Here is a 12,653-nt window from a genome sequence, read left to right on the forward strand (position 1 = left end):
CTGGAGTCGTGCAGCACACCCCCCTGGTCGTGGAGACCCGAGAGATCGATCCGGTCGAAGACCTCCTCTCCTTCGCGGACCCCGCCCACCCGCTCGCCTGGTTCCGCCGCGGCGACGGGATCGTGGCGGTGGGTGATCCGGTCGCCGAGCTCCGCCCGTCGGCCGAGGAGGGGCGCACCCGCGCCGAGACCCTCGCGGCGCTCTGGCAGGGGCTCGCGGCGGCGGCCGAGGTCTCCGATTCGCTGCGTCTCCCCGGAACCGGACTCGTCGCGTTCGGGGCCTTCACCTTCGACGAGGACTCGCGCGCCGACAGCGTGCTCGTCATCCCGTCGCGGATCCTCGGCCGCCACGGCGACCGCTTCTGGGAGACCCGCATCCACCGCTCCGACGACGAGCGTGCGCCGGGTGCCGTCGAGGCCGCGGAGTACGGACCGCACTGGGCGGGCACCGTGGGCCCCGGAGCGCAGAGCCCCCAGGGCTACCAGGACGCCGTGCGGGGCGCGCTGGCGCGCATCGCGGACGGCGAGCTCAGCAAGGTGGTCCTCGCCCGCGACCTCCAGGGCACCATCCCCGCGGGCTCCGACCTGCGGCGACTCGTCCGCGCGCTGGCCACCGGATACCCGGACACCTGGGTCTTCGCGGTCGACGGACTGATCGGCGCGAGCCCGGAGACCCTCGTCACGGTGCAGGACCGGACGGTGACCGCTCGTGTGCTGGCCGGAACGATCGGGCGCGGGGCCGACGCCGACGCGGACACCGCCGCCTCCGCGCACCTCGCCTCCAGCACCAAGGACCTCGACGAGCACCAGTACGCCGTGCAGAGCGTGCTCGCGTCCCTCCGCCCGTACACCAGGGCCCTGGCGGCGAGCGAGCAGCCCTTCCTGCTCAAGCTGCCCAACCTCTTCCACCTCGCGACCGATGTGGAAGGCGAGCTGGAGAACGGCCGCTCGGCCCTCGACCTCGTGCGCGCACTCCACCCGACCGCGGCCGTCGCCGGCACCCCGACACCGACGGCCATCGCCGCCATCCGGGAGCTCGAACCGTTCGACCGCGAGCGCTACGCCGGACCGGTCGGCTGGGTCGACGCGGACGGCAACGGCGAGTGGGCCATCGCCCTGCGGTGCGCGCAATTCACGACGACGGACGACGCGATCGCGGTCACCGCCTACGCCGGGGCCGGGATCGTCGCCGGATCCGATCCCGAGAGCGAGCTCCTCGAGACCCGGGTGAAGTTCCGCCCGCTCGTCGACGCGCTGGCCTGAGCCCCCCCCGGTCAGCTCGCGGCGAGGCGCTTCTTCTCGGCCTCGACGTCGAAGTCGGCGACCGGCCACTGCGGATCGATGTCCTCGAGGGCGGCCAGCAGCAGTTCCTGCACGGCCAGCCGCGCGTACCACTTCGCGTTCGCCGGCACGACGTACCAGGGCGCAGCCTCGGTCGACGTGCGATCGAAGACGGTCTGGTACGCCTCCATGTACTGCGGCCACAGCATCCGCTCGTCGACGTCGCCCGGGTTGTACTTCCAGTGCTTGTCCGGGCGCTCCAGGCGCTCCATCAGCCGCGCCTTCTGCTCCTCCGGGGAGATGTGCAGCATGACCTTGACGATGCGGACGCCGGACGCCGCGACGCGCTCCTCGAACGCGTTGATCGCGTCGTAGCGCCGCTCGATCTCGGGGGCGTCGGCGAGCTGCCGCACCCGTCCGATGAGCACGTCCTCATAGTGCGAGCGGTCGAAGACCCCGATGAACCCGGGCTCCGGCAGCCTCTTCTCGACGCGCCACAGGAAGTCGTGCTGCCGCTCCTCCGCCGTCGGCGCCTTGAACGCGGCGAGCGCGACGCCCTGCGGATCGACGCCCCCGACCACGTGCCGGACGATGCCGCCCTTGCCTGCGGAGTCCATCGCCTGCAGGACGAGCAGCACCGCGTCCTGCGCCGTGCCCACCCGACTCTCGGCGAACAGCCGCTCCTGCAGGTCGTTCAGGCGTTCGAGACCGGCTTCGAGGTCGACCGTGCCGCGGGACTTGCCGTGGTCGTAGCCGGGCTTGCTGTCGGGATCGACGTCGGCGAGGCGGAAGCCGGGCCGCACCCGCAGGTTCTGCGTCCAGGTGTGCGCGTTCATACGCACATGATGCCAGTCACCGCGGCAGCGGCACCTCGATGATCTGGCGACCGCCACGCGGCGTCGTCAGCGCCTGGTCGAGAGCGGTCCGCGTGGTGACCCGCTGATACTCCCAGCCGTAGGCGAGCGCGATGTGCTCCAGGCGCACCCCGTGCGGGGTGTAGAACACGCGATCGAGGTGCGCGGCCGGCGCGGTGCCCGCCACCTCCAGGCCGTCGAAGATCGTGCCACCGCCGTCGTTGCCGACGATGACCTGGAGTCGCGGCTCCGTCTCGTCGCTCGGGAACAGCAGCGCACCGACGTCGTGGAGGAACGCGAGGTCGCCGAGCAGCACCCGGGTCACGCCCGGAGCCCCGGCGGCCTGGCTGGCGACGGCGATGCCCGTGGCGGTGGCGATCGTGCCGTCGATCCCGGCGAGACCGCGGTTGGCGTGCACGGGGACCTTCTTGCCGCCGAGCACCTCGTCGGCGACGCGGACCAGGCGGGACGACCCGAACACCAGACGGTCATGCGGCCAGGTGGCCCGCCACACCGCATCCACGAGGCGCTCGCGATCGAGCGGGCGCCGCACGGCGTCGAGCTCCGCGCGCACAGCGTCGCGGCGGGCGGCGAAGTCGGTGGAGGAGAGTCCTTCGGTGTCCGGGGCGTTCTCGCTGAGATCAACGGCCTCGTCGGCGGCGGCCCGCATCCACGCGCCGAGCCACTCCCGGTCGGTCTCCCCCTGGGCGACCGTGACGGCCGCGACGGCGCGCGTGCGGTGATTCAGATTCAGCTCCTCGCCGCCCCTGCGGACCGCGATCACCTCCACGTCCGCGCGGGACAGCAGCCGTGCGGCCTCGCGGCTGAGCGTCGGGTGTCCGAGCACGACCACCCGTTCGATGCGTCCGCCGAGGTCGTCGCGGGACAGCAGTCGGCGATACCCGTGCACCACCTGGCGTCCGAAGCGTGCGCCGCTGACGATCTCCGCGATGAGCGGCCACCCGCCGGCATGGGCGATCTCCTCCGCCGCGGCACCCGCATCGGCGCCCGCGAGGACCACTGTGCGCGGCCCGCGCTCCAGCGCGAACGCCTCCGGCTCCGGCAGGCGCGGCGCCTCCCCCAGCGTCAGCGTCCGTGCCGGCATCGCGCCCGACAGCGGTTCCCGGGACGGCAGGTTCAGGTGCACGGGGCCGGCGACGCCGGGAAGCCCGGACTCGGGTTCCGCCGCCCCGAGCGCGAGGGCGACCACGCGCGCGGCGAGGCCGTCCCACGCGCCGTCTCCGGGAACGGGCGCGTCGATCTGCGCCCGGACCCAGGGGTGGAAGAGGCCCTCCTGGATGGTCGCCTGATTCGCACCGACTCCCCGCAGCTCGGGAGGCCGGTCCGCGGTGAGCAGCAGCAGCGGCACCCCGGAGTGGAAGGCCTCCATCGTGGCCGGGAGGAGGTTCGCGACAGCCGTGCCGCTGGTGCACACGAGCGCGACGGGGACCCGGGTCTCCCGTGCGATGCCCAGGGCGGTGAACCCGGCGACCCGCTCGTCGATCCGCACGTGCACGCGCAGCGTGCCCTCGTCGGCGAAGGCCGCCGCGGCGAGCGCGAGAGCCTGTGACCGCGAGCCGGGAGACAGCACGACATCACGGACGCCGTGGGACACGAGGTCGGCGAACAGGGAGGCCGCGGCCTCCATCGCCGGCGACGACGTCACGGGCGCGGATCCGCGGCGGGCGGCTCGTCGGTCTCCTCGTCGAGCCGCGCGAGCTCCTCCTCGAGACGACGGATGCGGGCGTCCTGCTCCGCCTTGCTGATGCTGCGCAGGAACGCGGGGTCGTCGTCGGGAGCGACGGTGCGCGGCACGCCCTGGTCGTTCGCCCGGCGACGGCCGATGACGAACCAGAGGATCCCGCCGATGACGGGGATGAGGACGACGATGGCGACCCAGGCGGCCTTGGGCACGCCCCGGTGCCGCGTCGCCGGCTGCACGGCACAGTCGACGATGCTGTACACCCAGAACACGGCGGCGAGGAAGCCGCCGACGATCAGTAGTCTCGCCACCCCTCCAGTGTAGGCATGTCGGGGTCGGACGGGCCCGGGGCGGGCAAAGCGTCCGTTGCTAGACTGCGCGGGACATGCCGCCCCTCGCCCCCGTCCCGACGCCGCGAGCGCGCGCCGAGCGGGTCCTGCAGAGCCGGATCGTCATCGCCGTCGGCCTCGCGCTCCTGCTCGTCGTCGGCGCGTGGTCGGCCTCGCACGGGACGGCGGATGCGCACGCGACCCTGTGCCTCGCCCCCGGCGTCTCGCAGCCGATCGACACCCCGGCTGCGGGACCGGTCACCGAGGTCCCACCGGCGGATCCGGCCGCCGCGGCGGCGTGCGCGGCGGCAGCTCTCTGCTGCGTCGCCCTCGTCCTTCTCTTCCGGCACCTGCGCACCAGAAGCGGCCTGCGGTTCCGCGATCTCCTCCCCCGGGCGACCACACGGTTCCGCGCCGGCCCCCGCCCGTTCCTGTCCGCGGTCTCGCTCATCCAGCTCTCCATCTCCCGCACCTGATCCGACGCCGGCTCCGGCCGCCTCCGCGGCACCCCTCGTCGTATCACCCGTGTTTGGAGACCCCATGAAGACCCCCGTCAAGGCGACCCTCATCGCCGTCGCCGTCGCCGTCGTGCTGCTCGTCGTCGGCATCGTCTATGCCCTCAGCCAGCAGCCCGCGCAGCCCGACCCCGAGGCCGGCGAGAAGCTGCCCACCGTCCGCACCGACTCCCACGTGCTCGACGAGGGCGGCCCCGACGCCGTCACGGTCGTCGAGTTCCTCGACTTCGAGTGCGAGGCCTGCGGCGCGTTCTACCCGATCGTGGAGGAGTTGCGCGCCACCTACGACGGCGACATCCGGTACGTCACCCGGTACTTCCCCCTGCCCGGGCACGTGAACTCGACCCAGGCCGCGCTGGCCGCCGAGGCCGCCGCGCAGCAGGGCCGCTACGAGGACATGTTCCACCGCCTGTTCGAGACGCAGACGCAGTGGGGCGAGCAGTCGACGGAGACGCCGGAGGTGTTCCGTGCGTTCGCCGAGGAGCTCGGGCTCGACCTGGCCGCGTACGACGCCGCGGTCGCGGATCCGGCAACCCTCGCCCGTGTGCAGCAGGACAAGCGCGACGGCGAGCGGCTGGGCGTGAGCAGCACCCCGACCTTCTTCGTCGACGGCGAGAAGGTCGAGCTCGTCGAGTGGAACGACCTGGAGGAGGCGATCGCCGCGGCCGTCGCCGAGTGATCCGGTCGGTGGGGTCGCCCAGCGGCGGCCCCACCTCTACGCTGAGCGCATGACCTCGGAGCGCCCCTCGTCAGCCCGGCTCCTGTTCGGGGCCCTGCGGACCACGCCGGCGACGCTGACGATGATCGGTCTCGTGCTGCTCACGGGCGTGGTCTGGCAGGGGCTGTGGCGGCCGTTCGAGGACTCGGCCCTCTTCCCCGCCGTCGCCTATGGGCTGCCGAGCCTGGCTGAGGGCAAGTGGTGGACGCCGGTCACGGGGACGTTCTTCGTCAACCAGCCCTGGGTGTACCTCTTCACCATCGCCGGGTTCTGGGGTATGGGCTACCTGGAGCACCGCCGCGGCACCCGGGTCGCCCTCGCCTACTTCACGGTCGGACAGCTCTTCGCGATCTTCGCGACCGCTCTGTTCCTGCTGCTGGTGTCGCAGCTGCCGTGGGCGTGGGCGCAGACCCAGGCGCAGGCCCTCGACGTCGGCGCGTCCGGCGGCACCATGGCGTGCATCGCCGCCGCCCTCGGGCTGTTCCGTCCGCCGTGGCGGGTGCGCGCGTGGCTGGTGCTCCTCGGATTCGTGTTCGTCGCGATGATGTTCTGGGGAAAGCTCGCCGACCTGGAGCATCTGTTCGCGGTGCTGCTCGTCCTCTTCGTCGACCGGAGCCTGCGCGTGCGGCGCACGACGGTCCGGGAGCAGCGGCTGATCGCCGTGATGGCCGTGCTCACGCTCGTGGCCATCGAGATCATCACGGTCCTCGTGCCGACCGATGGCCCGTTCGGCCCCACGGACCCGACATCGGGCGGATTCATCGACACGGCGATCGACGTCGCGGTGATCCTGGTCATCGCGAACGGCCTGCGGCGCGGTCGCCGCTGGGCGTGGGTCGTCGCCGTCATCCTCGGACCTCTCAACGTGCTGGCCGCCACCCTCGTGCTGGTCCTCATCATCCTCACGAGCGAAGCACAGCTCGAGATGGTGATCGACGCGGAGACCGAGCTCACGCTCGCCACGGGCGTGCTCTGGGCTCTCGTGCTCGTGTATCTCGTCGCGGTGCGGCGGGCGTTCCGCGCACGGCGCACGACGGCTCTGGGCCGGCAGCCCGCCCCGACCGCAGACGAACTCCGGCGCGAACTGCGGGCGCACGGCGGGGGCACCCTGTCCTGGATGACGACCTGGGAGGGCAACGGCTACGCCCGCGTGGACGGCGGGATCGTGGCCTATCAGCGCCGCAACGGCGTCGCCCTGGCCCTCGCCGACCCGATCGGGCCGGCGGAGTCCCGTGCGGCGGCGGTGCGCGACTTCATCCGCACGGCCGAGGACGCCGGACTCGTGCCGTGCTTCTTCAGTGCGGACGAGGCGACGAGAGAGGCGGTCCCGGAGACCTGGCGCAGCCTGGTGGTGGCGGACGACACGATCGTCGACCTCCCGGGTCTCACCTTCACCGGCAAGCGCTGGCAACCGGTGCGCACCTCCCTCAACCGGGCGGGGCGGGAGCAGATGACCTTCCGGCTCACCCACCTCGCCGCGGAGACCTGGGGCCTGCGGCAGCAGCTCCGCGCGATCTCGGAGGCGTGGGTCGGCGACAAGGACCTTCCGGAGATGCGGTTCACGCTCGGGACCCTGGAGGAGGCGGAGGACCCCGAGGTCCGCCTCGCGCTCGCGATCGCTCCGAACGGCGACGTCGACGGCTTCCTCTCCTGGCTGCCCGTGTACGGGGAGGGCGGGGTGGTGCGCGGCTGGACCCTCGACCTCATGCGACGCCGCGAGGGCGGTTTCGGACCGGTGATGGAGTACCTGATCGGCGCCTCCGCCCAGCAGTTCTCGGAGGAGGGCGCCGAGATCATGTCGCTCTCCGGCGCTCCGCTCGCGCACGACTACCCGCCGGACGCGGGCGTGATCGCCGCGTTGAGCGAGCGTCTCGCCGACGCGCTCGAGCCCGTCTACGGCTTCCGTTCGCTGCACCGTTTCAAGGAGAAGTTCCACCCCCGCTACGAGACCCTCTACCTCCTCTTCCGCGACGAGAGCGACCTCACCCGTATCGGCGGAGCCCTCACCCGGGCCTTCCTCCCCGATGCCACGCTGCGGCAGTTCGCCGGGGCGGGGGTGGAGCTCGTCCGCGGGGAGCGCTGACCCCGCGGACCATCGACGCTGCGCCGGGTCCTTCTGCTCAGAGCCGCGCCTCGGCCACCTCGACGGCCTCCTGCGCCTGCGGCTCACGCTTCGCCGTGTTCGCGATGTGCGCCCGCGCGACGACCAGTGCGGCGACGACCATGATCCCGACGCCCAGCCAGTACGGCGCGGCATGGCTGACCGCGGTATAGAGGGCGGCCGCGATCAACGGGGCGATCGTGCCCATCGCGGCGTTGAGGGACTGCGTGGCCCCTCCGAGCCAGCCCTGCTCGTCGTCGCCGACGGCGTTGGACATCGCCCCGTCCATCGCAGCCTGCGCCGCGCCCTGACCGGCGGCGAGCAGGAGCGCCCCGACGATGAAGAGCCACGGCTGGGCGAGCAGCGAGGCCACGATCGCGAGGCCGGCGAGACCGACCGCCTGCGCGGTGATGGCGCTGACGATCACGCCGCGCTCCCCCATCCGCGGCAGCAGGATGCCGAGCAGCACGCCCTGGATGAGGATGTCGATGATGCCCACGCCTGCCGTGAGCAGGCCGATCTGCGTCGGCCCCCACTGGATGGCGTCGAGGGCCAGCACGCTGAAGTTGTTCACGAAGAATCCGAACGGCAGCGCGAGCAGTGCGAACGCGATCATCAGCCCGCGGAGCTCGGGCCGACCGAACGCGGTACGGAACACCCCGAACGGCTGGACGTCGCGGAGAGCGATCCGGGCAATGCGGTTCTCCGGCCGCAGGCTCTCGGGCAGCAGGAAGATGCTGAGGACCGCGATCGTGAGCCCGACCGCCGCGGTGAGGAACACGGGCAGGCGCAGGTCGATCGCGGCGAGCAGACCGCCGATGGCGGGGCCGATCATGGTGCCGATGCCGGTCAGCGCGCCGAGGAGGCCGAAGCGCTGCGCGCGCTTCTCGGGCGGCGTGATGTCGGCCAGGTAGGCGAACAGCGCGGGGAGGTCTCCGGCCGTCAGCCCCTGGATGACACGGGCGAGCACGAGCACCCAGATCGCCCCGCCCACGCCGAACAGCGCCATCGAGAAGGCCGCGCCGAACGCCGCGACGATGATGACGGGTCGTCGTCCGAACCGGTCGGAGAGCCGCCCCAGGAGCGGTGCGGCGAGGAAGGCGCACAGGCCGTTGACCGCTTCCAGCACGCCGACCCAGAGAGCGAGGTCGTGTTCGTGCGCGACGTACTGCAGCACGACGAACGGCAGGACAGGAAGGACGACGGTCATGCCGATGACCGTGAGCATCGTCAGGACGACGAGCATGACCCAGGCGCGGCCGGCGCCGCGAACGGGGAGATGAGGTGAAGTCATACCGACAGTGTATCGATACCAGTTTTGGTGTCAATACAGTTTTGGTTCGGACGCGCGATAAGGTGGCCGCATGACGACGCCCCCGCCCCCGGGCCGCCGCGAGCGCAAGAAGGCCGCGACCCGCAAGAACATCTCCGACGTGGCCACCCGGATGTTCCTGGAGCGCGGGTTCGACAACGTGAGCATCCGCGAGGTCGCCGACGCCGCCGACGTCTCCCCCACCACCGTGTTCGCCCACTTCCCGCAGAAGGAGGCTCTCGTCTTCGACGAGGACGACGAGCAGCGCGATCGCCTCGTCTCGGCGGTGCGCGACCGGCCGACCGGCGTGACGATCAACCGGGCCATCCACGACTTCTACGCCGCCGAGGTCGGCGCCAACCTCGACGAGCACGGCGACGACGTGGCCCGCGTCTTCCTGCGCTTCCTCAACGAGACCCCGGCGCTCCGCGACTACGCGTCGAAGATGTGGCTGCGCCATGAGGATGCGCTCGCCGCGGCCATCGCCGACGAGCTCGGCATCCCGACCCCCACTCCCGAGGTCCGGGTGTACGCGCGGTTCGTCCTGCAGATGCAGATCCTCGTCACCGAGAGCGACGACCAGCAGGCGGTGCTCGACGCCGGCTCCGCGCTCCTCGAACACGGCTGGGCCCCGATCGAGGAGCAGCTCACCGGCTCGCGGAGCGCACAGACGGGTCCGGACGTCAGTCCTCGCGGGGGCGCCGCCGCAGGCTCTTGACGTCGGTGCGGCGGTGCTTCGCCGTCAGCCGCCGCTCCTTCGATCCCCGACTCGGCTTCGTCGCCCGTCGGGCCGGCGCCGGCGGACGTATCGCCTCCGCGACGAGCGCGGCGAGCCGTTCCCTGGCTGCTTCCCGATTGCGCAACTGTGCGCGGTGCTCGGACGCGGCGATCGTCAGCACGCCGTCGACCAGCCGTCCGCGGAGCCGCTCCAGGATCCGCTCGCGCTGCGTCGGCGACACGGCCCCCGAATGCGCCGCATCCCACACCAGCTCGACCCGGGAGTCCGTGGTGTTCACGCCCTGACCGCCAGGCCCCGACGATCGGGAGAACCGCCAGGACAGCTCGGCCTCCGGGATCGTCAGACCCGCGGAGACCCGGAGTCCGGGGCGAGGGGCGGAAGGCATGCCTCCATCATCCGGGATGAGCGGCCGAGCATGGGACCGAGTGGACGCGACGGCGGGAGTCGAACCCGCAACGCCTCCGGATATGAGCCGGGGCCCGGGACCGCCCGGATCGCCGCGATGGGGATGACGTTACCCGGCCGTGATCCTCCCCGCCAGGACCGTTGCCTGGGATAACACCATGAGTCGCCGGATGACGAGAACCGCTAGCGTCGCTGCCGCGCGTCGTCAACCGGTTCGACCGCGCCGCGCCGCCCCCGTACCGTCGCTCGCACCGATGACGCCCGAGCAGGAGGCCGACATGTCCGAATCTCAGCACAACGACAAGACCCCGACGCCGATGGCGGAGGCCGGAGAGCCGCAGGCGCGGCTGGAGGCCGAGGCCCGCCGCGCGATCGTGACCGGTGCCGACTCCGGGATCGGTCGTGCCACCGCCGTCGCCCTCGCCGCAGCGGGTATCGACGTCGGCATCACCTGGCACCGCGACGAGGCCGGCGCCCAGGAGACCGCGGACGAGGTGCGCAGCCACGGCGCCCGCGCGGTGGTGACGCAGCTCGACGTCTCCGACATCCCCGCCTGCGGCGACGTGATCGACGGGCTGATCGCAGAGCTCGGCGGCGTCGACGTGTTCGTCAACAACGCGGGTGCCGGACTCCAGACCCCGTTCCTCGACGTCACGCTCGACGAGTGGAACCGTGTGCTCGACACCGACCTCACCGGCGCCTTCGTCTGCCTGCAGCGAGCGGCCCGGTCGATGGTCGCCGCGGGGCGCGGCGGACGTCTCATCGCCGTCACCAGCGTGCACGAGCACCAGCCGATGGTGGGGGCGAGCGCGTACGACACCGCCAAGCATGGTCTCGGCGGACTCATGAAGAACCTCGCACTCGAGCTCGGCCGGTACGGGATCAGCGCCGTGAGCGTGGCCCCCGGTGAGATCGCGACCCCGATGACCGGGCAGACCGACACCGACCCGCACGCCGAGGACCGTCCCGGCATTCCGCTCGGCCGCCCGGGCGATGCCCGCGAGGTGGCCGCCCTGATCGCCTTCCTCGCGTCGCCCGAGGCCGCGTACATCTCCGGCGCCTCGGTCGTGATCGACGGCGGCATGCTCCAGATGGGGCCCCAGGCGGGTGCGGCGATCGAGAGCCACGACTGGCGCACGGTCTGAGCACGACACAGGCGGCGTCGAGGAGGGCGGACGCTGAGGTGTGGCCCGCACCCGAACGAGCCACACCCCCAGTGCGTTGCACTGCCGGATGCGAGCATCCGGTGAACCGCCACCGTGAGGCGACGGCCACCTCGCGGCGGTACTGGCCCCCACCAGCGGACCGCGAGGAGTCGTCGAGCGCGACTCCATGAAGATCAGCACTCAACACGTAACACGATACAACTGTCTGTTCGATCGTGCGAATCGACCTAGGTCAATCCGTGAAAATTCGCATGCGGTCTCCGGATCGGCGACGATGGACGGATGCGCTGGCCGTGGAACACGATGTGGCGCCCGATGCGTCGGCGCCGCCGGCGGGGCGGCATCGAGCTGCGCTGGCTCACCGCCCGCTCGTGGACGCAGCGCTGGTACCCCCAGGGCATCGACGTCGGCGAGCGCCGCGGACGGCGCGCCCTCGCGGTGAGCTGGTTCCGCCAGGATCGCACCGGTCGCCACCTCGCCTCGCGGGTCGTCCTCGTGGATCGAGCGCGCGCCCGCCGCATCGACATCGTGTTGGCGGTCGCTGACGACGACGGCGTCCTGCAGCCCGCGCCCATCCATGCGGGCGGTCTCGCCTGGTTCGGCGACCGCCTGTTCGCGGCGGCGACGGGGCAGGGCATCTGGGAGTTCGACCTGGGGGCGCTCCGGCGCGTGCACGGCACGGAGGCGCAGCGGATCCGCGGAGGCACGAGCCGCCGGGACCGGCGGACCACCGTCGTCGCGGTGCGGACCCGTCGCCACCCGGTGGCGCTGCGGTGCTCCTTCCTCGGTCGCGTGTTCGACGCGGACGGGACGCCGCTCCCCCGCGTGCTCATCGGCGAGTACCGGGGTCAGGAGACCGGGGCTATCGGCGAGTTCACGATCCCCGACGGCACCGACGACGGCTTCGTCGAACACGAGCGGTTCACTCCCGGCATCCGGCACATGCAGGGGGCCGTGCGGTGGGGCGACCGCTACTTCGTGTCGCAGTCCGACCACCTGCGCCCCGGGATGCTGTGGTCGGGACCTCGCCAGGCCCTCACCCGACACCCGGTGGCCCTGCCGGTCGGCTGCGAGGATCTGGCCCTCGACCCGGATGACGAGCTGCTGTGGACCCTGGGGGAACACCCGTGGCGGCGCGTGGTGCGGGGCATCCCGTTCGCGGCTCTCGGGCTCCGGCGTCACGGAGGGGGCACAGATCCGCGAACGTAGACTGAAGGGGTGAAGAAGCCCGCCCCCCTCCTCGTCTACACCGTGCTGCGCCTGCTGGCGTTCCTCGTCCCGCTGGCCATCCTGTGGTTCTTCTTCCCGATCTTCCGCGAGTTCTGGTGGCTGGCGGCGATCTTCGCGGCCCTCATCGGCGCGAGCATCTCGATGCTGTTCCTCCGCACCCCGCTCTCCGACGCGTCCGCCCGCCTGCATGAGCGTCGGCAGGGCAAGGTCTCCGGCCGGCAGGCCGACGCCGCGGCCGAAGACGAGCTCGTCGACGGCGCCTCCGACGACCGCCCCTGACGCAGGCCCGCCGTACACAGCTT

Annotated in this window: 13 protein-coding genes and 1 tRNA gene; 8 read left to right on the top strand and 6 right to left on the bottom strand. The window is 72.1% G+C overall.

Annotated features, from left to right (window positions below):
• The first annotated feature begins 8 nt into the window (after nucleotides 1-8).
• The gene (locus tag AB0300_RS02390) at nucleotides 9-1,262 is read left to right on the top strand and encodes a chorismate-binding protein (RefSeq protein WP_366215372.1); all 1,254 of its coding nucleotides are present in this window, start codon (nucleotides 9-11) and stop codon (nucleotides 1,260-1,262) included.
• Nucleotides 1,263-1,273: 11 nt separating this feature from the next.
• Here AB0300_RS02390 and AB0300_RS02395 read toward each other — a convergent pair whose 3' ends face one another.
• The 3 genes from AB0300_RS02395 to AB0300_RS02405 are packed head-to-tail and all read right to left on the bottom strand — an operon-like array spanning nucleotide 1,274 to nucleotide 4,147.
• Nucleotides 1,274-2,116, bottom strand: coding sequence for a polyphosphate kinase 2 family protein (locus AB0300_RS02395; RefSeq protein WP_366215373.1), 843 nt, complete (start codon nucleotides 2,114-2,116; stop codon nucleotides 1,274-1,276).
• Nucleotides 2,117-2,132: 16 nt separating this feature from the next.
• Nucleotides 2,133-3,782 carry a 2-succinyl-5-enolpyruvyl-6-hydroxy-3-cyclohexene-1-carboxylic-acid synthase gene (gene menD / locus AB0300_RS02400; protein WP_366215457.1) on the bottom strand — a complete coding sequence of 550 codons (1,650 nt, stop codon included), beginning with the start codon at nucleotides 3,780-3,782 and terminating at the stop codon, nucleotides 2,133-2,135.
• A 14-nt stretch (nucleotides 3,783-3,796) separates the two neighbouring features.
• The gene (locus AB0300_RS02405; RefSeq protein WP_025102432.1) at nucleotides 3,797-4,147 is read right to left on the bottom strand and encodes a PLD nuclease N-terminal domain-containing protein; all 351 of its coding nucleotides are present in this window, start codon (nucleotides 4,145-4,147) and stop codon (nucleotides 3,797-3,799) included.
• A 74-nt stretch (nucleotides 4,148-4,221) separates the two neighbouring features.
• Between AB0300_RS02405 and AB0300_RS02410 the strand changes: the two genes are divergently transcribed.
• The 3 genes from AB0300_RS02410 to AB0300_RS02420 all read left to right on the top strand — a co-directional run bounded on the left by AB0300_RS02410 (nucleotide 4,222) and on the right by AB0300_RS02420 (nucleotide 7,481).
• The gene (locus AB0300_RS02410; RefSeq protein ID WP_366215374.1) at nucleotides 4,222-4,641 is read left to right on the top strand and encodes a hypothetical protein; all 420 of its coding nucleotides are present in this window, start codon (nucleotides 4,222-4,224) and stop codon (nucleotides 4,639-4,641) included.
• Nucleotides 4,642-4,705: 64 nt separating this feature from the next.
• Complete coding sequence (locus AB0300_RS02415; protein ID WP_062765287.1) at nucleotides 4,706-5,359, top strand: thioredoxin domain-containing protein; 654 nt, start codon at nucleotides 4,706-4,708, stop codon at nucleotides 5,357-5,359.
• 49 nt (nucleotides 5,360-5,408) lie between these two features.
• The gene (locus tag AB0300_RS02420; protein WP_366215375.1) at nucleotides 5,409-7,481 is read left to right on the top strand and encodes a DUF2156 domain-containing protein; all 2,073 of its coding nucleotides are present in this window, start codon (nucleotides 5,409-5,411) and stop codon (nucleotides 7,479-7,481) included.
• A 37-nt stretch (nucleotides 7,482-7,518) separates the two neighbouring features.
• Here AB0300_RS02420 and AB0300_RS02425 read toward each other — a convergent pair whose 3' ends face one another.
• Nucleotides 7,519-8,793, bottom strand: a complete 1,275-nt coding sequence (locus tag AB0300_RS02425) for an MFS transporter (protein ID WP_238695597.1) — start codon at nucleotides 8,791-8,793, stop codon at nucleotides 7,519-7,521.
• 70 nt (nucleotides 8,794-8,863) lie between these two features.
• Here AB0300_RS02425 and AB0300_RS02430 point away from each other — a divergent pair, with 70 nt between their 5' ends.
• The gene (locus tag AB0300_RS02430) at nucleotides 8,864-9,529 is read left to right on the top strand and encodes a TetR/AcrR family transcriptional regulator (RefSeq protein ID WP_062765296.1); all 666 of its coding nucleotides are present in this window, start codon (nucleotides 8,864-8,866) and stop codon (nucleotides 9,527-9,529) included.
• On the opposite strand, the gene arfB is transcribed toward AB0300_RS02430, so the two are convergent.
• Together arfB and AB0300_RS02440 are read right to left on the bottom strand one after the other, a co-directional pair.
• Nucleotides 9,495-9,935 carry an alternative ribosome rescue aminoacyl-tRNA hydrolase ArfB gene (arfB, locus tag AB0300_RS02435; RefSeq protein ID WP_062765299.1) on the bottom strand — a complete coding sequence of 147 codons (441 nt, stop codon included), beginning with the start codon at nucleotides 9,933-9,935 and terminating at the stop codon, nucleotides 9,495-9,497. The two genes, AB0300_RS02430 and arfB, sit on opposite strands and share 35 nt — an antisense overlap.
• 41 nt (nucleotides 9,936-9,976) lie before the next feature.
• Nucleotides 9,977-10,052 (bottom strand) — tRNA-Met (locus AB0300_RS02440).
• Nucleotides 10,053-10,272: 220 nt separating this feature from the next.
• Here AB0300_RS02440 and AB0300_RS02445 point away from each other — a divergent pair.
• The 3 genes from AB0300_RS02445 to AB0300_RS02455 all read left to right on the top strand — a co-directional run bounded on the left by AB0300_RS02445 (nucleotide 10,273) and on the right by AB0300_RS02455 (nucleotide 12,630).
• On the top strand, nucleotides 10,273-11,100 hold the full coding sequence (locus AB0300_RS02445) for an SDR family oxidoreductase (protein WP_338567248.1): 828 nt from the start codon (nucleotides 10,273-10,275) through the stop codon (nucleotides 11,098-11,100).
• Between the two features lie 303 nt (nucleotides 11,101-11,403).
• Nucleotides 11,404-12,330 carry a hypothetical protein gene (locus AB0300_RS02450; protein ID WP_303708827.1) on the top strand — a complete coding sequence of 309 codons (927 nt, stop codon included), beginning with the start codon at nucleotides 11,404-11,406 and terminating at the stop codon, nucleotides 12,328-12,330.
• 9 nt (nucleotides 12,331-12,339) lie between these two features.
• Nucleotides 12,340-12,630, top strand: coding sequence for a DUF4229 domain-containing protein (locus AB0300_RS02455; RefSeq protein WP_249521593.1), 291 nt, complete (start codon nucleotides 12,340-12,342; stop codon nucleotides 12,628-12,630).
• Nucleotides 12,631-12,653: the final 23 nt, after the last annotated feature.

It is taken from the genome of Microbacterium sp. NPDC078814, from assembly GCF_040702645.1.
Classification (GTDB): domain Bacteria; phylum Actinomycetota; class Actinomycetes; order Actinomycetales; family Microbacteriaceae; genus Microbacterium.

What these genes read in the sequence shown, in the direction of transcription:
- AB0300_RS02395 (WP_366215373.1), bottom strand. Translation starts at nt 2,116, where the DNA reads ATGAACGCGCACACCTGGACGCAGAACCTGCGGGTGCGGCCCGGCTTC.
- menD (WP_366215457.1), bottom strand. Translation starts at nt 3,782, where the DNA reads ATGGAGGCCGCGGCCTCCCTGTTCGCCGACCTCGTGTCCCACGGCGTC.
- AB0300_RS02410 (WP_366215374.1), top strand. Translation starts at nt 4,222, where the DNA reads ATGCCGCCCCTCGCCCCCGTCCCGACGCCGCGAGCGCGCGCCGAGCGG.
- AB0300_RS02415 (WP_062765287.1), top strand. Translation starts at nt 4,706, where the DNA reads ATGAAGACCCCCGTCAAGGCGACCCTCATCGCCGTCGCCGTCGCCGTC.
- AB0300_RS02420 (WP_366215375.1), top strand. Translation starts at nt 5,409, where the DNA reads ATGACCTCGGAGCGCCCCTCGTCAGCCCGGCTCCTGTTCGGGGCCCTG.
- AB0300_RS02425 (WP_238695597.1), bottom strand. Translation starts at nt 8,793, where the DNA reads ATGACTTCACCTCATCTCCCCGTTCGCGGCGCCGGCCGCGCCTGGGTC.
- AB0300_RS02430 (WP_062765296.1), top strand. Translation starts at nt 8,864, where the DNA reads ATGACGACGCCCCCGCCCCCGGGCCGCCGCGAGCGCAAGAAGGCCGCG.
- arfB (WP_062765299.1), bottom strand. Translation starts at nt 9,935, where the DNA reads ATGCCTTCCGCCCCTCGCCCCGGACTCCGGGTCTCCGCGGGTCTGACG.
- AB0300_RS02445 (WP_338567248.1), top strand. Translation starts at nt 10,273, where the DNA reads ATGGCGGAGGCCGGAGAGCCGCAGGCGCGGCTGGAGGCCGAGGCCCGC.
- AB0300_RS02450 (WP_303708827.1), top strand. Translation starts at nt 11,404, where the DNA reads ATGCGCTGGCCGTGGAACACGATGTGGCGCCCGATGCGTCGGCGCCGC.